At 56.1% G+C, this 19,680-nt stretch carries 21 protein-coding genes; 13 read left to right on the forward strand and 8 right to left on the reverse strand.

The features are described 5' to 3' along the window. Positions 1 to 132: 132 nt before the first annotated feature. Positions 133 to 1,668 (forward strand): sensor domain-containing diguanylate cyclase, encoded by a 1,536-nt coding sequence (locus ACSPX5_RS06460; RefSeq protein ID WP_439821210.1) that lies wholly within the window; start codon positions 133 to 135, stop codon positions 1,666 to 1,668. Positions 1,669 to 1,716: 48 nt separating this feature from the next. Here ACSPX5_RS06460 and ACSPX5_RS06465 read toward each other — a convergent pair whose 3' ends face one another. Then, complete coding sequence (locus tag ACSPX5_RS06465; protein ID WP_439821211.1) at positions 1,717 to 2,838, reverse strand: alkene reductase; 1,122 nt, start codon at positions 2,836 to 2,838, stop codon at positions 1,717 to 1,719. A 106-nt stretch (positions 2,839 to 2,944) separates the two neighbouring features. Beyond that, positions 2,945 to 3,622, reverse strand: a complete 678-nt coding sequence (locus ACSPX5_RS06470; RefSeq protein ID WP_169429940.1) for a type 1 glutamine amidotransferase domain-containing protein — start codon at positions 3,620 to 3,622, stop codon at positions 2,945 to 2,947. A gap of 211 nt (positions 3,623 to 3,833) precedes the next feature. On the opposite strand from ACSPX5_RS06470, the gene ACSPX5_RS06475 reads away from it, so the two are divergent. After that, the gene (locus ACSPX5_RS06475; RefSeq protein WP_439821212.1) at positions 3,834 to 4,418 is read left to right on the forward strand and encodes a TetR/AcrR family transcriptional regulator; all 585 of its coding nucleotides are present in this window, start codon (positions 3,834 to 3,836) and stop codon (positions 4,416 to 4,418) included. Positions 4,419 to 4,541: 123 nt separating this feature from the next. On the opposite strand, the gene ACSPX5_RS06480 is transcribed toward ACSPX5_RS06475, so the two are convergent. Continuing rightward, the gene (locus ACSPX5_RS06480; RefSeq protein WP_439821213.1) at positions 4,542 to 5,480 is read right to left on the reverse strand and encodes an AraC family transcriptional regulator N-terminal domain-containing protein; all 939 of its coding nucleotides are present in this window, start codon (positions 5,478 to 5,480) and stop codon (positions 4,542 to 4,544) included. 21 nt (positions 5,481 to 5,501) lie between these two features. Further along, a complete protein-coding gene (locus ACSPX5_RS06485) occupies positions 5,502 to 6,335 on the reverse strand; it encodes an oxidoreductase (protein ID WP_439821214.1) in 834 nt (277 codons plus the stop codon). Between the two features lie 188 nt (positions 6,336 to 6,523). Here ACSPX5_RS06485 and tspO point away from each other — a divergent pair, with 188 nt between their 5' ends. From tspO to ACSPX5_RS06500, 3 genes are all read left to right on the forward strand, one after another. Then, the gene (tspO, locus tag ACSPX5_RS06490) at positions 6,524 to 6,967 is read left to right on the forward strand and encodes a tryptophan-rich sensory protein TspO (protein ID WP_169429944.1); all 444 of its coding nucleotides are present in this window, start codon (positions 6,524 to 6,526) and stop codon (positions 6,965 to 6,967) included. A 10-nt stretch (positions 6,968 to 6,977) separates the two neighbouring features. Then, positions 6,978 to 7,946, forward strand: coding sequence for an alpha/beta hydrolase (locus ACSPX5_RS06495; protein ID WP_439821215.1), 969 nt, complete (start codon positions 6,978 to 6,980; stop codon positions 7,944 to 7,946). Positions 7,947 to 8,125: 179 nt separating this feature from the next. Next, positions 8,126 to 8,569, forward strand: a complete 444-nt coding sequence (locus ACSPX5_RS06500) for a hypothetical protein (RefSeq protein WP_439821216.1) — start codon at positions 8,126 to 8,128, stop codon at positions 8,567 to 8,569. A gap of 125 nt (positions 8,570 to 8,694) precedes the next feature. Here ACSPX5_RS06500 and ACSPX5_RS06505 read toward each other — a convergent pair whose 3' ends face one another. After that, a complete protein-coding gene (locus ACSPX5_RS06505; protein WP_439821217.1) occupies positions 8,695 to 9,030 on the reverse strand; it encodes an FCD domain-containing protein in 336 nt (111 codons plus the stop codon). Positions 9,031 to 9,082: 52 nt separating this feature from the next. Beyond that, positions 9,083 to 11,914, reverse strand: a complete 2,832-nt coding sequence (locus tag ACSPX5_RS06510) for a TrlF family AAA-like ATPase (RefSeq protein ID WP_323162216.1) — start codon at positions 11,912 to 11,914, stop codon at positions 9,083 to 9,085. A 496-nt stretch (positions 11,915 to 12,410) separates the two neighbouring features. Here ACSPX5_RS06510 and ACSPX5_RS06515 point away from each other — a divergent pair, with 496 nt between their 5' ends. From ACSPX5_RS06515 to ACSPX5_RS06525, 3 genes are read left to right on the forward strand one after another with little or no spacing between them, the layout of a single operon-like run. After that, positions 12,411 to 13,004 (forward strand): fasciclin domain-containing protein, encoded by a 594-nt coding sequence (locus ACSPX5_RS06515; protein ID WP_169429947.1) that lies wholly within the window; start codon positions 12,411 to 12,413, stop codon positions 13,002 to 13,004. A gap of 55 nt (positions 13,005 to 13,059) precedes the next feature. Beyond that, positions 13,060 to 13,695, forward strand: coding sequence for a sigma-70 family RNA polymerase sigma factor (locus tag ACSPX5_RS06520; protein ID WP_169429948.1), 636 nt, complete (start codon positions 13,060 to 13,062; stop codon positions 13,693 to 13,695). Further along, positions 13,692 to 14,366, forward strand: coding sequence for an anti-sigma factor (locus ACSPX5_RS06525; protein WP_169429949.1), 675 nt, complete (start codon positions 13,692 to 13,694; stop codon positions 14,364 to 14,366). Before ACSPX5_RS06520 ends, ACSPX5_RS06525 begins: the two co-directional genes overlap by 4 nt. Positions 14,367 to 14,501: 135 nt before the next feature. Here the strand turns inward: ACSPX5_RS06525 and ACSPX5_RS06530 are convergent, their stop codons facing one another. Then, entirely contained in the window at positions 14,502 to 15,140 is a 639-nt protein-coding gene (locus tag ACSPX5_RS06530; RefSeq protein WP_439821218.1) for a hypothetical protein, read from the reverse strand. A 247-nt stretch (positions 15,141 to 15,387) separates the two neighbouring features. Here ACSPX5_RS06530 and ACSPX5_RS06535 point away from each other — a divergent pair, with 247 nt between their 5' ends. From ACSPX5_RS06535 to ACSPX5_RS06550, 4 genes are all read left to right on the forward strand, one after another. Then, on the forward strand, positions 15,388 to 15,741 hold the full coding sequence (locus ACSPX5_RS06535) for a hypothetical protein (RefSeq protein WP_439821219.1): 354 nt from the start codon (positions 15,388 to 15,390) through the stop codon (positions 15,739 to 15,741). A gap of 260 nt (positions 15,742 to 16,001) precedes the next feature. Continuing rightward, positions 16,002 to 16,211 carry a hypothetical protein gene (locus ACSPX5_RS06540; RefSeq protein WP_439821220.1) on the forward strand — a complete coding sequence of 70 codons (210 nt, stop codon included), beginning with the start codon at positions 16,002 to 16,004 and terminating at the stop codon, positions 16,209 to 16,211. A gap of 151 nt (positions 16,212 to 16,362) precedes the next feature. Next, entirely contained in the window at positions 16,363 to 16,929 is a 567-nt protein-coding gene (locus tag ACSPX5_RS06545) for a hypothetical protein (RefSeq protein ID WP_439821221.1), read from the forward strand. A gap of 2 nt (positions 16,930 to 16,931) precedes the next feature. Continuing rightward, positions 16,932 to 18,143: a PD-(D/E)XK nuclease family protein gene (locus ACSPX5_RS06550; RefSeq protein ID WP_439821222.1), complete on the forward strand. Its 1,212-nt coding sequence runs from the start codon at positions 16,932 to 16,934 to the stop codon at positions 18,141 to 18,143. Positions 18,144 to 18,161: 18 nt separating this feature from the next. Here the strand turns inward: ACSPX5_RS06550 and ACSPX5_RS06555 are convergent, their stop codons facing one another. Beyond that, positions 18,162 to 18,683 carry a hypothetical protein gene (locus ACSPX5_RS06555; protein WP_323162123.1) on the reverse strand — a complete coding sequence of 174 codons (522 nt, stop codon included), beginning with the start codon at positions 18,681 to 18,683 and terminating at the stop codon, positions 18,162 to 18,164. Between the two features lie 560 nt (positions 18,684 to 19,243). On the opposite strand from ACSPX5_RS06555, the gene ACSPX5_RS06560 reads away from it, so the two are divergent. Then, positions 19,244 to 19,606, forward strand: a complete 363-nt coding sequence (locus ACSPX5_RS06560) for a DUF6124 family protein (protein WP_102621811.1) — start codon at positions 19,244 to 19,246, stop codon at positions 19,604 to 19,606. The last annotated feature ends 74 nt before the right edge of the window (positions 19,607 to 19,680 follow it).

A 19,680-nucleotide genomic window follows, 5' to 3' on the forward strand; every position in this document is an offset into this window, starting at 1 on the left:
GGGCCTGACACGCCGTTGCTGCGCCTTCGATGGACTGCTTGTATCCTGCGCGGCCCTGTACATACGGTCGCTGTTGTTGCCGCGGTCCGACAACGGCCGTGACGGAAAACGGACTTTCCAAAAGGTAATGATGTGAAGCGTGATACCCACCTCGTGATGCTGTTGCTGTTTATCATCGGCTGCTCTCTGGCGTCGCTGACCATCTGGAAGGTGCTGGGCTCTCGGGAGCGCGCCCTGGACGAGGTGAACGTCCACGGGTTGAACCTGACTCAGGCGCTGGCAACCTATGCCGAAGGCATCGTCCGGCAAAGCTCGCTGCTCTTGCTCGGGCTCGTCGAGCGTCTGGAAACCGAGGGCAGCGGCCCTGCGCAGATCGAACGATTGAATGCGCTGGTCAACCGTCAGCTGCCGCTGATGCCGCAGCTCAGTGGCATCACCATCTACGATAGTCGCGGCCGCTGGCTGATGTCCTCCAACCGACCGATTCCGGCCGGGGTCAACAGCCGTGACCGGGGCTATTTCATTCATCACCGTGACGATCCCTCTCGCGAGCCCTTCATCGGCCCGCCCATCCGTAGCCGCTCGAATCAGGAGTGGGTGATTACCGTCAGCCGCCGCTTCAATGACGCGAGCGGAGAATTCGCCGGTGTGGTAGCGGTCACCCTGGGGGTCGAAAACTTTCTGCGACTGTTCGGCAAGCTCGACGTGGGGCAGGAAGGCGCCATCGGTCTGTCCTATACCGACGGAACGCTGCTGGTGCGCTATCCCTTCCGCGAACAGGACATGGGGCGCAATTTCTCCAAGTCGCCCATTTATGCGAAGTACCTGGTGGACCAATCGGTGGGCACCGCGTCCTACACTTCCAGCCTAGACGGGGTGGAGCGGCTCTACGCGTTTCGCAAGAGTGAGAAGCTGCCGCTGATCACCACGGTCGCGCTCGGCAAGCGCGAAGCATTGGCGGCGTGGCGACTGGAGGCGCTTCTGTCGATGGTGGTGGTCGCGTCGTTGCTGGGGCTCACTGGCGTGATCGGCTGGTTTCTCATTCTCGATATACGTCGGCGTACCCAAGTGGAAGGGGAGTTGCGGCTCACTCAACAGCAGTTGCTCGGTTCAAACCGGCAGCTGGAATTGTTGGCGATGAAGGATGCGCTGACGGGCCTGGCCAATCGCCGCTGTTTCGATGAAACATTGGCCATGGAAGCGCGCCGGGCGCAACGGGACGGGGCTTCGCTGGCCTTGCTGATGATCGATATCGACTACTTCAAGTTGTTCAACGATTCCCAGGGGCATGTTGCCGGCGACGCCTGCCTGCACCAGGTGGGGAAAGTACTTGAGGCATGTGTGCGGCGACCGTCGGATCTGGTGGCACGTTATGGCGGAGAAGAGTTGGCGATCATCCTGCCCGACACCGATGGCGAGGGAGCGACGGTCGTGGCGCAACTGATTCTGGAGCGACTGACGCAAGCGCACATTGCTCATCCGGCGAGCCCGTTCGGTCGGGTGACGGTCAGTATCGGCGTCACCGCGGCGACCGGTCCGCAACTGGGCGTGGCGCAAGCTCTGATCGAGATGGCAGATCAGGCGCTGTACCAGGCGAAGAGCATAGGGCGGAACCGGATGGCAAGGATAGTTCCCGGCGACAGCGCCCGTTCACCACAGCCAGTTTGAGCGGTGCTGAACGGGCGGGTGTTGCGTCTTACCGGTCGTGGCCAATCATCACGCGTACTCGGGGTAGTCCACATACCCTTCGGCATTGCCACCGTAGACCGTGGCCGGATTCAGTGAATTCAGCGGCCAGTCATTGGCGATGCGCGCAGGCAGGTCCGGGTTGGCCATGAACGCGCGACCGAAAGCCACGAAATCCGCCAGCCCGGAATCGAGCAACTGCGCACCGGATTCTGCGGTGTAGCGCCCGGCGTAAATGATCGCGCCGCTGAAGGTGTCGCGCACTGCCTGGCGGAACGTGAGTGGCATCGCCGGCGCATCGTCCCAGTCGGCTTCGGCGATGGACAGATAGGCAATGCCCACGTCCTGCAGCACCTTGATCGCTTCGATGTAAGTAGTGTGCGGATCTTCCTCGACCATGCCCAGGTAGGTGCGTGCTTCATCGGTGGTGGTGAACAGTGGGGCGAAACGCACACCGACTTTTTCTCGGCCGATGCACTCGGCAACCCCGGCCACCACTTCACGCAAAAAGCGCAGGCGATTGTGCAGCGAGCCGCCGTACTGGTCGGTGCGCAGATTACTGTGAGCCGAGATGAACTGGTTCACCAGATAGCCGTTGGCGCAGTGCAGTTCGATCCCGTCAAAACCTGCCTCCATGGCATTGCGCGCGGCCTGGATGTACAGCTGAACCAGTTCCTGCACTTCATCGGTGGTCAGTGCGCGAGGGGCGGACGGTGGCACCAGGGCGCCGGCGCCGGGCGCGGTTTCGATGAACACGCTGACCCGGTCAGTGGCCACCGCAGAGGCTGAAACCGGTGCGGCACCGTCGGGTTGCAGGGCTGTATGGGACACGCGCCCCACATGCCAGAGCTGGGCGAAGATCACGCCCTCTCTGGCATGGACGGCCTCGGTGACCTTGCGCCATCCGGCGATCTGCTCAGGGGTATGAATGCCCGGCGTCCAGGCGTAACCCTGGCCTCGCGGCTCGATCTGCGTACCTTCCGTCACCAGCAGACCGGCGCCCGCGCGTTGCTGGTAATACTCGGCCATCAACGCGTTGGCGATGTTGCCCGGTTGGGTGCTGCGCTGGCGGGTCAGGGGCGGCAGCACGATGCGGTTTTTCAGGGTGTGACGACCCAAAGTGCCGGGTTTGAAGAAACTGCTGTGATTCATGGATGTACCTTGATTGGGGGTTTATTAGACCAGTCGACTAGTTTTCGGGCCAAAAAAGACGCCGTGCAATACGCGCACGGCGTCCGGATTGATGACGGCTGAAAAGTCAGCCGAGCAGCTTCAACAGTTTTTCGGCGACAGCGGCGGAACTGGCCGGGTTCTGGCCGGTGACCAGTTTCCCGTCAGTCACTACGTGCACCTGCCAGTCGGCGACTTTGGAATAACGGGCGCCGAGGCGCTGGAACTCGTTTTCGACCAGGAACGGCACCACATCCGTCAGACCGACCGCTGCTTCTTCGGAATTGGTGAAACCGGTGACGTCACGGTCCTTGACCAAGGGTTTGCCCTCGGCGCCGAGCACATGCCGCAGTACACCCGGGGCGTGGCAGACGAAACCATGAGGTTTGTTGCTGCGGGCGAAGGCTTCGATCAGGGCGATGGAATGCTTGTCTTCGGCCAGATCCCAGAGCGGGCCATGGCCGCCTGGATAAAACACCGCATCGAAATCTTCGGCGCTGACATCGGCCAGGCGCCCGGTGTTCGCCAGCGCGTGTTGCGCCGCCGGATCCTTGCGGAATCGATCGGTTTCGGCGGTCTGGGCGTCGGGTTCGTCGCTTTTCGGATCAAGCGGTGGCTGGCCGCCAGCGGGCGAGACCAGCGTGATATCGGCGCCGGCGTCCTTGAAGGCGTAGTAGGGGGCGGCGAACTCTTCGAGCCAGAAGCCGGTTTTCTTGCCGGTGTTGCCGAGTTGATCGTGGGAAGTCAGAACCATCAAGATTTTCATAGAGCACCTTGGGTGGGACGGGTGTCGTGGCTGTGCGAGGGATTCGCACACGATCGACACCGGGGAAAAGGTTTGTCGGGGCGCAGCATAGTTTCCAATTAGACCAGTCGTCTAGTAATTTTTTATCCGCATGTTTTTCATGGACCGGTGTGGCAAACTCCCGTTCCTTCGAGTTAAACGACTGGTCTATTGCCTGGTAATCTGCGCCCCGATGAAACCGACCTACGATGACACCCGCCAACACCTGCTCGACACCGGCCACCGGATGATGGCCGAGAAGGGCTTCACCAGTGTCGGCCTGAACGAGATCCTGCAAACCGCCGGTGTGCCCAAGGGCTCGTTCTATCACTACTTCAAATCCAAAGAGCTGTACGGACAGGCGTTGCTCGAGGATTACTTCGTCTGTTACCTGGCCGACATGGAGCGACGCCTGACACTGCCCGGCCTGAGTGCCCGCGAGCGACTGATGGATTACTGGCAGGGCTGGCAGGATCGCTGCACGCTGGAAGGGCACGGTGACGAGTGTCTGGTGGTGAAGCTCAGTGCCGAGGTGGCCGATCTGTCCGAGGCCATGCGCCTGACCTTGCGCGATGGCGCCGAGCGCGTGGTGGCGCGCATCACCGTTTGCATCGAACAGGGCCAGGCCGATCTAAGCCTGCCCGACGGCGATGCCCGGCAACTGGCGGAAACCCTGTATCAGCTTTGGCTGGGGGCCAGCCTGTTGAACAAGTTGCAACGGACGGGGCAGTCGCTGGACACGGCGATGACGACCACCCGGCGATTGCTGGGCGTCTGAACGTTTTGCGTCGTGCCCCTTGCCGTGTCGAGCCGGTTGACCCATTTGCGGTTGCGAGCTGGAATCTGGAACGCTTGCGAAAGTATGCCGGCGCAAGGCTGGCGAGCGTGAAAAGCCTGCCAGCTAATGCGACGAAACATACTCCGAGGGCGCAGTCGGCGCAGGCAAGGCGTACGTCGCCTTCATCCACTCAATCTCCGCTTGCGGCGTTCTGCCAAAGAAGCGTTTGAACTCGCGACTGAATTGCGAGGCGCTTTCATAACCCACGTTGAACGCCGCTGCCGAAGCGGTCATGGCGTTGCGCAGCATCAGCAGTCGCGCCTGATGCAGACGTGTCGACTTCAGATATTGCATCGGAGAGGTATCCGTCACGCTGCGAAAGTGCAGGTGAAAGTTGGGCACGCTCATCCGCGCTTCGTGCGCAAGTTGCTCCACGTCCAGGCGCTCCTGGTAGCTGCTGTGGATCTTGCGGATCGCCCGAGTCACCTTGCCGAAATGACCCTGTCGATTGAGCGCGGCACGCATCGAGCCGCCTTGTTCGCCCGTCAGAATGCGGTAGTAGATTTCCCGCAGCAGCGATGGCCCCAGTATCTGCGCGTCCCTCGGAATACTCATCGCTTCGAGAAAACGCAACGTCGAAGCGCGGAGCTTGTCGTCCATCGGTGAGGCGTACATGCCTTTGGGCTGCGCGTCGTTGGGGCCGTGAAGGTCATCCACTTGCTGCATCAACTCGCTGGCCAAACGGAAGTCGAGGTGCATGTAGATCGCGAGCATCGGCTCGGCCTCGGTGGCATCGGTTTCCATGGTGAAGGGGATGGGCACGGACACCACCAGATAATGTTGGGCGTCGTAAACGTAGACGTCATCGCCCCGATAACCGCGTTTCTGGCCCTGACAGAGGATCACGATGCCCGGGTCGTACAGCACCGGTGTGCGGGTCAGTGGCCGGTTCGAACGCAGGAAACGCACGCCCTCAAGCGCACTGAGGTTATAACCCTCGACTGGTGCGAGGGTTTCCATGAGCTGCACCATGCGCGAGGTGTCTGCGTCGGCCTGCTTCATTGCGTTCTCTCTATTGGCCGCTCAGTGGTCGGTGGAGCGGGTCAAGGCTTCCCACTGATCGATCTCGTCGCTTGCGTGTTTGAGCTTTTCACGCACCAGGCGCAACGCGTCACTGCCCAGGAGCACGTGTGTCGGTGGGGTCGGACTGGCAATGATCTGCAACATCGCCTGGGCCGCTTTTTGCGGATCGCCGAGTTGCTTGCCGCTCTTTTCTTCACGCGCCTTGCGCACCGGATCGAAACTGGCGTCGTAGTCGGCAATGCTGCGCGGCGTGCGCTGCATCGAGCGACCGGCCCAGTCGGTTCGAAATGAACCCGGTGCGACGGCAGTCACGAAGATATTGAAGGGCTCCAGTTCTTTGCTCAGCGTATCGGAGATGCCTTCAAGCGCAAACTTGCTGCCGCAGTAGTAAGCGATTCCCGGCATCGTGATCGTGCCGCCCATCGAGGTGATATTGATGATGTGGCCCGCCCGCCGCTTGCGAAAGAAGGGCAGGAACGCCTTGATCACGGCAACGGCGCCGAACACGTTCACGTCGAACTGGCGGCGCATGTCTTCCAGCGGCGACTCTTCGAAGAGGCCTTCGTGACCGTAACCGGCATTGTTGATCAACACATCGACCGGGCCATGCGTCGCTTCAACCTGCGCGATGACTTCATCGATCCGGTCGAAGTCCGTGACATCCAGCATCACCCCGTAAGCGTTATCCACGGACAGCGCTTGAAAAGCGTGCAAGTCGGCTTCCTTGCGCACGGTGCCAATGACGCGGTGGCCGGCCGCGAGTGCTGCCTTGGCCAGCGCATGGCCGAAGCCGCTGCTGACGCCGGTAATGAAAAGGGTCTTGGTGGTGGTCATGACGGGCTCCGGTGAATGGGTTTCAGCCCATGGTATCCATCGAACAAGCGCCCACCTATGTCGGTTAGTCTTTGAGCATTGCCTATTCCTATCAGCGATGCGCGATAACGGCCGATGAACTTTTTACGTGGCTCCGGGCATCCAAGCAGGAACAGACCCAATGCGCTGATATCAGCCAAGGACAGACGATGACCTTTCTAATTTTCCTGTTGGCCTGCGGTGCGGCAGCGAGCACCGGGATGATTTTCCAACCGGGCCCATGGTACGAATCGCTGATCAAACCACGCTTCACACCGCCCAACTGGGTATTTCCCGTTGCCTGGACAACGATCTACCTTTTGCTCGCGTGGGTCGGCTATCGTCTGACCCTGACGCCCGGCAGCGAAACGGTACTCGCCTTGTGGGCAGCGCAAATTGCATTGAACACCCTGTGGACGCCGGTGTTCTTCGGCGCACATCGACTCTTCGCCGGCATGCTGATTATCACGCTGCTGTGGCTGGTGGTCGCCGCGATGGTGGTGTTGGCATTGCGCCTGGATGTGATTACCGGATTGATTCTGTTCCCTTATCTGGCATGGCTGTGTGTCGCGGCGGCGTTGAATTTTTCCATTCTGCGCAACAACCGCGAATAAAAAGGACGAAATGAAGACCTCAATGGACTGGCCCGCAGACGAAAACGAGCTGGCGCAATTGCGCGCATTCAACAGGAAACTCGCCCGTCTGCCGCGCTTTCGCATCCGCAATCGCATCACGCCGCGAGTGATTCAGTTGCTGTTGCGCCTCAGCCAATTGGGCGGCGCAAGAAAGTTGCTCAAGCACGGGCTCGAGGCCGAACGCAAAGTGGTGGGCGTCGACGGTGCATCAGTGCCGGTGCGGATCATTCGGCCAAAGACAAAGGCCAAAGGCGTAGTGCTGGATTTTCATGGCGGCGGCTGGGTCATCGGCAATGCGCAGATGAACGACCCTCTCAACATCGCCATGGTGAAAGCCTGCGACGTGGCCGTGGTCTCCGTCGATTATCGGCTTGTGGTCTCGACGCCGATCGAAGGCGTCATGCAGGACTGCCTCACGGCGGCTCGCTGGCTGCTGAGCGATGACTGCCGCGAGTTTGCGAACCTCCCCGTCATCGTCGTAGGCGAGTCGGCCGGCGGCCACCTCGCCGCCGCGACCCTGCTGCAACTCAAACAATGGCCGGACTTGTTCAAACGGGTGAGCGGGGCGCTGCTGTATTACGGCGTCTACGACCTGACCGGAACCCCCAGCGTACGCAACGCCGGGCCCGAGACCTTGCTGTTGGATGGGCCTGGCATGGTTGAAGCGCTGCAAATGCTTACGCCGGGATTGAGCGATGAAGAACGCCGGCAGGCGCCGTTGTCTCCGCTGTACGGCGACTTCACCGGGTTCCCGCCGGCGTTGATGTTTGCGGCGGAGCTGGATCCGCTCAGGGATGACACGCTTGAACTGGCTGAGCGTTGGGGCAGGGCGGCTGAGGTTGAAGTGCATTTGTTGCCGGAGACTGCGCATGGGGTGATTCATTTTCCGCTGGGGTTGGCGGGGAGGGTGCTTGGGTTTAGTCGGGAGTGGGTTGCGGGGCGGGTTGTTGAGGGGTGAGGCCGATTTCGGGCGCTCATAAATGTCCGCTATCGGCCAAAAGCGGACGTAACGGCATTTATGTAGTATCTGCTTCTCTTTCGAACTGTATGAGGTACCCGATGTCGAGCCGACACTCCCCATCCCCTGCAAGAGCTGTCCTAGACCTGCAAAACGCACGTTCACTTTTGGGAAAGCGGTTGGGTGCGCTGCTGCACGACCAGTACTATTTCAACGACGAGAAGGTTCTGGGAGACATAGGTTCTCTAGAGTGGCGTTTTGGCGAGCGAGAACTTCTATCCATGTATCTCTTGAGTGATGGCGCAAGAGTAGGCGCGGATTTTTTGCCTTCTGATACGCCGGTTTCCTTCGAAATAGAGCCGAACGTGACATGCTCCTGGAAAAGGGAAAACCTGCTTGCAGGTCTATCAGCAACCCACCTCGAGAACACAAAAACTTGCGAAGTTGAGGGAATTCTTGACTCTTTCAACGGGCAAGAGCCTTGGCTTGCTGGATTCAGAGTTACATTCGAGACCGGTGACTCATTGATCTTCCTTAACCAGGGCGACGATGCCGTAGTCTTGATTAATGCGCTACCGCCAGTAAACGTAGGCCTCAAAACTCGCTTCGTTACCTCAATTTAATCACAGCTATGAGTCGGATGCGGCCCTTCACGACAGGCAGAAATCGGCCAAAAGCGGACATCGGCAAGCTACCGCTGTCGGCCAGAACCAGCCATTCACCCGCTGCGCTCAAACTGAATGTCGCTCTACTTGCCGGACAATTGGCGGCGAGCCCGAATGCTGAGCCGACTTTCTTCAAGCACCTTCCGCAGCCGATCACGGCTTTTTGATAGGTGCAGCTGAATTAGCTGAACTAGCTGAACTAGCTGAACGGCGGTATCTACCTCTCCCAACTGAATAGCTGAAAGAATCTCTAGATGCTCTCGCCATCCCTGGCTACCGCCCTCGGTATCGAGCCACCGAACGCAGGCTAGCCGCTGTAACGCATCAGCCAAGTCGGCCCGTATGAAATCATTGCCAGCAAGCTCTGCCATACGTAAATGAAACGCTGTCGCGACATTTTGGTTATGCAAGTAGCGCAATTCTGCGTCTAACTAGCCAGGCCACACTTTACGTAGGCGCCCAAGACCCTAATCAGAACTCCCCTCCCAAACGCTGGTAGCGGCGCTCAAACGCCTCCGAGCCTCCTTCCATAACCTGGCAAACCTCTTGCCGCATGTCCTGCTCCTGTAGTGAGCCAGTCTGCTTCACATGACACTGGTTATTAAAATCCAGCACATGAATCAGCTCAGCATCTCCATTTACTACGATGTTGGGGTTATGAGTGACGATGATTAGCTGGCGGCGCTGCTTGTTAGAGCGAATCTGCTGAACGACCAGTCCATAGATAAGATGATTGTCCAGGTCATCCTCAGGCTGGTCGAGCACCAAAGGTTCACCTCCATGCGCTAGCAGAAAAGCCAGCATGGCAGCTGCACGCTGACCCGCAGAGGCCTGACTGATAGATTGGAAGTCCCGTCCGTTGCCTTTGCGACTATATTCAACCTGTAGCCCATCCTCAGGGAACCAGCACAGCAGGTGGTCCATGTATTCAGGTCGTCTGTCCGTTTCACTTTTCAAAAATTTATTGAACCAGCTCCCAAATTCTGGTTTTCCACGGCAGGCCTGGGATAATCGCGTCCTCAAAATTTTCAGCAACTCCTCGAAACTGGGCGTGTCGCCGAGCAACTCGTCTGCCACCATGAGATCTGCTATGAGCCCCTTAGGAGTCGAACCCTCCTGCTCCTGATACAAGTCATCCGCGTATTTGCCGTCTCCCACACCCAGCGCTTCGCGCAATGATCGCTCGATCCCCCGCGTATCGCGGCTATAGGGAACGAGCTCAATCCTTACGTAGAGGTTGTCATGTAGAGTGGCCTGGAGGAATTCGCTGCGTCGATGACTGATTGCCCGGCGTGCCACCTGGATTTGCTCCAGCTGTGACATTGCAGTGTTGCGCAGCGCAGCATGTTGCGACTTCAACGCGTTCAAGTTCCTCAACTCGGTATCCAGTCGCTGAGCTTCTTGAACCAAGCGGCCGTACTCGCTGGGATCGTTGACCCCCTGCTGCTGAAGACTCTCCTTTAGCTGGTGGTAGGCTTCTCTAGCAGTTGCGATTCGGGTAAACCAAGGCGATGACTCAAGGTCTGTTTTCAGCGCTTGCCCAAACATTGCCAACTCGGTAGCGGAAGCCTCGATGTCCTGTCTTACTTTTCCGATAACCGCGTTCAAGGCCTGAATGGAGGCCAGAGCCGGACTGTCATCATCGGCATCAAATAGTCCTCCTTGCAGGTCGTCAGGCTGCAAAGTGGCAGCGACATTTTTCAGTTCTGTAACAAGCTTGGTCACCGCCTGAAATTGGCGTTCAAGCTCCCGATTCTGTTGGCTGGTGCGTTGGTAGTTTTTCAACACAACCGTGTGATCGAGGCCTTCGAACCGTTCAAGTTTTCGCTTTATGTCTTGCTGTGCGAGCGTTAAGGATTCGAGAGCTGATAACTTCCCTTCCATTTCGCGCATTCTTGCCCGGGAAGCCAGAAATGCGCTTTTTGCGTCTTCAAATGCGTTTCTTTGCGGTCGCGTGTCAGCGGCATCATCGATCACTTTCAGCAAGGCCTGCTGACTATCGCCGGCCAAGGCAGCAATTTGCCCCTGACTAAATAGCCTCACAGGAAAGCGCTGCTCATTTATGACCTGGCTGTCAGAGGGCATGAAATCAGTAGATAGGATGTCCCATTCTTCCACAATGTTTTCGGTGTCATCCTTTCGCCAAGTAAGGCGATAGGGCGAGCCATTGCGAAGAACCTGCACACGGACCTCTGTGTCGTCGAGTAAGCCACCGTTGTCGTTTTTAGTCTTCGCGACAGCGTTGAATTTATTGAAGGTCTGTCCAGCCTCGGAAGCCTGCGACAGTTCCCTTTCCCTCCGATAAGCCAAGCGAAGGGCGTGCACGATGGTTGACTTTCCTGTTCCTCGACCTCCGATCAGCGCATTGAAATATGGATTGAGGGGGAGACATGCACTATTTTTTCCACGTCCCATGTAGCGTGCATTTCGAATTTCAATCGATTCGATGAAGTGATCGGGGGTAGTGAATGGTGCAAAGCCATCGCTTTGGTCGCTACGGCGTACTGAGACCTCTTGCCCGTCCAGTAGCGCGAGGCGCAGACCTTCCATGTTGGGTTTGGCCATTTTGATCCAGGTGAAGCGCGAGCCAGGAACCGCCGTCCCTTGGAAACTGTGGCAATCACTACCAACCACACTGGCGAAGAGAAGCTTCAGTTCTTCAAGCACTATAGGAGGTGAACTGCTTCCTGAAGTCCACTCCAGGGCCAAAATGCCCGGTTCCTCTAGAACTTGCTTGACGGTGTTCGTATCGAGCAAACATTTTCGGGTTCCCTGCTCAACCTGCAGTAGGCCCTTGTCACCCTCCACATGAGCCGGAATCGCTAATCCGCCCTCGGCAATGACATGCTCGATCACCTTAGCAGCGCCCTCACGTGTAACACCGTCGCTATCCCCACGCGTTCCCGCGTAATGCACTTTCGCCAGCAAATCACTGACGGTTTGGCTGGAGGCAGATGGGTCGAAAATGGCGAGCAAGTGGAACCCGCCCTGAACAGAAATCTCAACGCCAGGGAATAAATGGAGTTCGCGAAATCCCTCAGGTGGACTCCCGGCATTTGCTTCACGCTTCATGTCCGAGTAAGCGGCCTTTAGCCCATCCACCCATTCACCGCTGTTGTGATCGGTGACAGCCACACAGTCGATCTCAGCAGCCATGTACTTGAGCAACCATTTTTGCGGCGTCAACTCATCTGCGGTACCAATCGCCGCTTGCCAAGCATTCGTATCCTTTGATGCCGGGGTGTGAGTGTGAAAATCGAATTTCCACCAGCGGGCGCCAGCGTATGGCCAAGCCTGACTCATATTCTCTCCTTGTTGGCGATCCTAACCGCTTGTTACGCAATGGCACTCAGGTCCATTCACGGGTGGCACTGTGCCAACAGTATCGCCCAATGGCCAGATTCGGCTAGTGACCGAGGGGGGGGGGGAACTCTCGAAATGAGTGAGTGATGTAAATTTTGAATGGCCCCGAGTTTCATAGATGCTTTCGAGCCTCGGGAATACCAGTCTAGTCCCAGTGAGACTGTCCGCTTCTGGCCGAAAGCAGCCGGTCAAAACAGAGAGTGACGTCCGCTCTCGATCCACCCGTTTAACCTTCCAACAAAAAGGGGACTGATTTATTTCCAGATTTAGTCAGCCGGGGTTATAGCCACCTTGCCTAACGAGTGGTGGTCACTGGATCGCTCACTCGCAATTTCTGCGAAAAAAAGAGTGCTACTGCATCCAATCCGAACGCCGCCGCGTATATCAAGCACGGACAGAATCTCCTGGCCGATTTTCCTCACAAAGGATCATCACGATGAAACGCATTTCGATCAAAACGCAATTGATTGCGGGCCTTCTGACCTTGGCGGCAGGTAGCGGATTAGTGTTCAACGCTGCGCATGCTGCATCGATGAGTCACGACAGCGTCATGGTCGGCGGTCAAAGCATGTTGCCGAACAAGGACATCGTCGACAACGCAGTGAACTCGGCCGATCACACCACCCTGGTCGCCGCTGTGAAAGCTGCCGGTCTTGTCGACACCCTCAAGGGAAAAGGGCCCTTTACTGTGTTTGCACCGGTCAATTCAGCCTTTACTGCTTTGCCCGCAGGAACGGTCGATATGTTGCTCAAGCCAGAAAACAAGGCAACCCTCACCAAGATCCTTACTTACCACGTCGTGAGCGGCAAACTGGACATGGCCACCCTTGCCGAAAAGATCAAGGCCGGAGGTGGCAAGACCGAACTGACCACCGTCTCGGGCGGAAAACTGTGGGCAATGATGAATGGTCCGCACAACATCACCATCAAAGATGAGAAGGGCGACGTCGCCGACATCAGTACTTATGACGTATACCAGTCGAACGGTGTGATACAGGTCATCGACAAAGTCCTGATGCCGAAAAGTTGACCGGCGTCGCCGGTCGATTTCAGCATGACCGGCGAGTCTTCCGAGGAGCCCACCCGTGAATGGAACAACCGCGCGCCGTGGGCTAACCTCTGGCTGCAATCGACTTGTAGGACCTCACGACCCAATCGTTTGGAGAAAGGCTATTCCCATCGCCGACACTGACCAACTCAAACACCTTCTAGCCCAGTGTTCCCTGGGTGACCGACGCGCTTTTGAAGCGCTGTATCGTAGCGTGAGTCCGCGTCTGCATGGCGTGGCGCTGCGGTTCATGGGACGCCCAGATCTGGCTGAGGAGGTGCTACAGGAAAGTTTTGTGCGTATCTGGAACAATGCTTCACGCTACCAATCGCAACTGTCGGCGCCGATGACCTGGATGATCAATATCACGCGAAATCAGGCCATCGACCAATTGCGAAAGCGTCGCGAACGTCCGCTGAGTGATCTCGACGCGCAGATGCTGGTAGACGACAGCCCCTCGGCACATGAACAATTGAACAGCTCCCGTGAGACCACTTCATTGAATCGGTGCCTAGATGAGCTCGAAGGGATGCAACGTCAATCAATCACCATTGCTTATTTTGAAGGGCTTTCCTGTTCAGAGCTGGCCGAGCACCTGTCGGCACCGCTCGGGTCAGTAAAGTCTTGGATCCGCCGAGGCATGGAGCGGTTGCGCAGGTGCCTCGAGTCATGAACTACCAAACTCCAAGTCTTCGTCGCGCACTTGCCGCAGATTATGCCATTGGGTTAATGCCACCAGCTGCACGCCGGCGCTTTGAGCAGCTTTTACTGGAGGACTCGGAACTTCGCGCAGAACTTTCGCAATGGCGGGAAAGCCTTGCGAGCCTTACCCAGTCTCTGCCTGAATCACCTGTACCGGATCGTGTATGGCGCGGAGTTACGGCGCGTATAGATCCGCAAACAATGCAGTTGCCTGTGAAGCGACCATTCTGGAGCTGGCTCCGGGTGACGATTGCAACATGTTCACTGGTTGCAGCAGTAACACTGAGCGTTATCTATAACCGTGACGAAGTTCGCTACAGTGCAACGTTGCGTAGTGCCGACGCACAGTCGTGGATGAGCATTGAAGCGCACGAGAATTATCTAAAAATCAAACCCCTGGCTTTGGCGAAGATAGAAAAAAATCGTAGCTTGGAAATGTGGGTTATTCCTTCAGATGGAAAGCCTGTTTCGCTAGGGGTGATACCCCCAGGCGGAGACGGGGAGATCAAGTTGGGCAGTGCGCAGAAAGCGCTTATTGGTGAGTCCATCACGTTGGCCATCAGTCTTGAACCCGAGGGTGGATCGCCAACAGGACAGCCGACTGGTCCGGTGCTGTATCAGGGCGTACTTTCGGCTCTATGACTCAGGGCTGCAAACCGTTAATTTTCGTGAGTAAACGGCTCACTGATCGATCGTTCAGAATTCTGATTCAACGCAACGCGCTCATGAACATAAACGGCAGCTTTTGGCGGAAAGCTGACGCCCGAACAAAAACGATTACTCCCCACCAACCCGCTTCAGCCAATTCCAAAACGGATCGCCCGATTCCTGCGCATCCATACTTTCAGTATCGCGAACAAGCTCCGATGCTCTCACCGGAATGCTCACCCCAAGCGTTCGCTCTACATGGGCCCGTAACAGAAGCGGCGGAGGCGGGTAATCGTCGTCGCCGTATTCTTTTTCACGCACTTCTTCAGGCGTCAGTTGGAATTGCTCTGGCCAGCAGAGTTCGTCGTACCCGATAGCCAGCAGGCGCAATAGGTCCTGCACGTTGTCGGTTAAGACACAGAGCATGTCTGATCCGGACCCGGAACCTGGATGGACAATTCGTTGCTGCCCGTTGTCGTCTCGCCACAGTCCGGCCCACGAACCGTCGCCACCGGTTCTCAAGAATATCGTTAGTCGGTGATTCACTTCGGGATCGTCACTTCGGGTCCATAGCGCAGTAAGGGCAGGATCCGGGACATAGAAGGTTGTCGTGGCGATATCGCTGTTTTCAGGTTCCGGATGCAGGGTCATGTAGCGCATGCCATCGCGGCGTGTCCGGACACAGCCGTGTTCTTCCAATAGCTGAAGGGCTTGCTTCAGTAGCGGCGGCATCGGATTGCTGATGGGGAAGGCGGCGCAGATTTCCAAGAGCGGTTCACGCCACGAATACAAGTCCAGCTTGTGGGCCGCTACCCTGTCGACCGCCTATTGCCGATAGCTGAAATGTGATCTGTGTGCCACCCGTCTTGGCGATGCACGTGTGCGCTCAATCATGCCTGCTTGAATAGCCGATTGCTCAGCTGTATTGCCGCTTTGCAGGCAAGATGCCATCATTCGCCGAGCCCTGGAGCTTCATGCGATGCCCAGGATCTATATCGGCTGCATAAGGATGTATATGAACGTCGTGACTGTTAGAACAAAGGACGAACTGGCTACAGCTAGAAAGTCGGGTGTGGAGCAGATTGTTGTTCAGGGGGAACTCGCCGACAAGGTTAAGCGTGGAAAGAAGATTGCTTTTGCTAGTTCCATCACTCTCGCCGCTTTGGGAGCAGCGCTTGTTGCCACGCCAATGACCGGAGGCCTCTCATTTTTCGCCGCAGCCCCGGTCGCCGCGCTGACCGGGCTTGAAATCGCCGCCATTATTGCAGCTGCGTCGATTGGATTAGCACTCATAATTGCCTTGTTTAAGGACTATGAAGAGATTTCATATGAAAGCGGTAAGCTGGTGCTCAAAAAGAAATCATCATGAGTGTATTCATACCAAGCCCCATACTTTTTCTATGTAGTAAATGTAGCGATCTTTTGTACCGCTGGGGTTTGCGTTTCTAAAGTGCCGATCTATCCGAGTGAGGCAGGGTAGATGTATTTTTAATTGATCCTGCTCTCAGGGTTGTTGGTTTGTCAGGATCGTTACAATAAATGACCTTTGACATAAAACGGAGCAGGTCGCTTGAAGCGGACCTTTGCATCAGTGTGATTTAAAACGCGTTGCGTTGTGTGGGGTTGCATATGGTTATTGTCGTGATTGCTGCAATTGTTTTGGCTATCGTTGTTTTTAAGATGTTGCTCCCTCTTTTGGGGGAGATGATAGGTGTGGTAATTGGGGGAGTGTTATTACTTGGTGCAATTGCTCTGTGCGTGGCTTTCCCGCCGATAATTATTCTTTTCTTGTTTGTCGGAATTGTCATGGCTGGCAATAAGAAATCTAAGGGGGGATGAGTATCCATATTGGATGTGAGCAAGTTATCGTCTAACAGGAAAGGGTCGGATTTATTCTCGGTAAATAAATCCCGTCCCCATTTTTCTTGAGGGCGCCACGATGAGTACGCACTCTTGCGTGCCTCTTATGCTCAGACCTTGGGAGTGAACCTTGGAAAGACTTGAAGCAGCGTTGAAGCAACTGGAAAGTGCTCATTCAAAACTAACTGAACATGAGCCAATTACGGCACTTGCCCAACACTTGCGAGACACCCAGAAAACGCTCGATCTCGGTGAAGATGATGAGCTTCCTGTCCTGCCTGAAAAGCCTGGGATTTATTACTTCGAAGCGAAATTTAAGTTTTTTACAGGAGCGGAACTTGGCGAGTTTGGAGAGCGATGGGGAAAAATACGGGCCAAAGCGCATGATGGAAAAATCCCTCGTTATTACCCGAGTCGGATGAAACATCACTTAGCGGCGTTGGCAGCAGGCCAACCGATCCCATTCTATTTAGGAAAGCGAGAGTCGATAGCCGATCGAATCAAAAATCATGTCGAGTCGCTCCTGGAGTCCGAAACGTATGCACTTAAGCTTCGGGCAAGACCGCACTTAATTCGTGATGTGGAAATTACATACAGTTATCAGAGCTTCGAGGCGCCGCTGACATCTTACTTCGGGGTTGGGTTAATCGAGTCTGAACTACGAAAAATACTTAATCCTATTCTTGGGAAGCAGTGAGCATGGAGAAAGTGCAACTGTTTTTGGATCAGGCCGGCAGCCTGGTGAGGGAGACGAACGCCAAACTCGCAGCAAGCGGTGAGCTGTTCAACCTCTTCTCCATCACCCGAATTGAGCGGGCCGAGGTCAACACTCACTCGGCGATGATCGCGGAACTCTTGAGCCCCGAGGGTCGTCACGGTCAAGGTGTGTACTTCCTTGAACTGTTCCTGTCGACAATGGGTTTTGAACACGAATGCAGCCTCAGCGACGCTAGGGTGCATAAGGAGCAGATTTTCGCGGGGTACGGTCGTGTGGACTTGGTGATTCAACTGAGGGATCACCTTATTCTGATCGAAAACAAGATCGACGCCCTCGACGGCAACCAACAACTCAAGCGTTATAACGATATTGGCAAGGCCTCAGGCAAGCAGTGGCAGTTGTGGTATCTGACAAAGAAAGGCACGGAGGCGCACGAAAGCAGTCATTGCGGCGTGAGCTACCGTCGACTGTCGTACCAGGAGCACATCCTCGACTGGCTTGAGCGGTGCGTCAGCACCTCAAGCGCGACGCCGGCACTTCAGCATGCATTGATCCAGTACAAAAATCTGGTCCAGAAAATCACCGGGCGAGCCATGACCTATACCACACGAAATGCACTGATCGAGCTTCTCATTGCCGACGACAATTTGCAGGCTGCCGAGGCCATCGCCCAGGCACTGCCTCATGCGAAGGGGACAGTATTGTTCGGCTTCTTTGATGCGGTGCGACACGCATTGTCAGAACGTTGTACGCCCGTGTCATCGCCGATTGACTTTACCGGGCATGAAAGTAGCGAGGCGAATTGCCGCAAGTGGTTCCTGCCCAAGGCATCGAGGTTAAAGCACGTGGGGCAGTTTTTCGACATTGGTGTCGAGGGAATGCTGTTACGAATCGAGGTTGCTACTGATGCGCTGCATTATGGCGTAGTGCCGGTCAGTAGCGGGAAATTGGTGAGCGATGGAGGATTGTTGGCGCAAACGCCTCAATTGCCGTTGTACCTGATGTGGCGGAATTGGAATGCGTTCAAATGGTACTCATACCTTTACCTGGACAACGTTGCGAGCAAAATGGACTGTTTGTCTGATCCCAAGGCATTCGTCAAGGAGGTACTCCGCACTGTCGAGCTGATCAAATCTGAACTGTCTGGCCAGCCTGAGTTGCAGTGTGCAAGAGACAGTGCGACGCACTCATAAGCAATGCCAGTCAGTTGACTAGCCAATTTGTCGGTTGAAAGCAGGCAATGTACCGTGCCGTTTCATGTGGGCCGTCTGCAGATAGACCTCAATGAGGGATACCACCACCGGGTCAGAGATCGTAATCACTGCAATGCGTGCTTCACCGTCTTGAACGTGAAACACTGGATTTTCGTTGTTCGCAAACCCTTTGAACCGATGGTTGGGATAGGTTCTCCAACCGTCTTCTCGGATGCTTGGCGTCTTAACATGGTCCCAGACCCGATGGTGCAGGTTGTACCGGGTTGCCTTACCGATATAGAGGATTTGCCCTTCAGGGGTACCAAAAAAATACACGCCACTCTTGCATCCAACACCATCGCCGGTGACCAGCATTCCCGCGTTTGTGGGGTCCGACCAGTCGCCGATGGCGGGACTGGCGTCACCAAAGGCGAGTTCTATTGTGACCTTGTCGAATATCGCAGGCATGGCCTGGGCAAGATCATTTACCAGGGTGAATGCTTCTTTAAAGTCCACTTTTTCCCTCAGTTCGCTATCCATTCAGGCCAGCATTGGCATAGTTTTTCAGTGGCAGCATCGGATTGCTGATGGGGAAGGCCGCGCTGACTTCCTCGGTGAAGTTCATTTCTTTCTTGGTCAAGACGCGTATTGACGAAGGGTAAACGGGATGACGATAAACAGACCATCCCTCCCATGAGAACTTTCAAAAAACAAAGGGTGAGGGCCGCTCCTGATCCACCCGTTTAACCCTCCAAAAATCCCCGTTTAAAAGACACCATCCGTTACGCACTCAAGGCTACACAACCTTGCGCCATTGCCTACGACTACGCCAGAATCCGCCGGCTTGTGCGTCTAGGACGCGGGTTTTATCGTTCCATGGTCACTGAAAAACAGTGATCGGGTTTGGTAGCCCGAGTTAACTAGTCGCATAGCGCATCGTTCGCAGTCCTCTTCGGGTCTCTGCTTAATGGTGGCCATGCGCAGGGCACCTTCGGGTGCGCCGGGTTCCTAGTTACCGGTCTACCAACCCGCGTATTGGCCGCCACCCTTCGTTTGGTAGCGAGGGTGAAGGCTCCTTATCAATAATTAGGAGTTTCACCATGATCAAACCAACACCGAATCCACCAGAAACCGATCCAGTCTCACCCTACCAATTCCCCGATTCCCGAACCCTCAACGAAGCCGCCGAACGCGCCCTCGATCACTACCTCACTCCGCAACAACGCATCATGGGCAGTCACACCAAACACGACCCCATGTTCCTGGCCAACCCGGCCTACAACAGCGAATCCCTCCTGGCCAACGCCAGCGAATCCCTCGATTCCGCCAGCGAAATGCTCAGCAATTTCGCCGCGATCCTGGAACCCGGCCACCGAAAAACGGCGCTGGGCATCGCGCAAGTGGTGATGGTTGCTGGATTGGCGGTGAATCAGGCGTTGGATCATGTCGAGGTGAAGACGTAAGCGGCTGAGCGCTGTAGCTCATAAGCCGGAAAGAAAATGGCCGAGGTTGTCAGGTGTCACTGACGACCTCGGCC

The sequence above is a fragment of the Pseudomonas sp. HLG18 genome, assembly GCF_051903985.1.
GTDB classification, from domain to species: Bacteria; Pseudomonadota; Gammaproteobacteria; order Pseudomonadales; family Pseudomonadaceae; genus Aquipseudomonas; species Aquipseudomonas fluorescens_BT.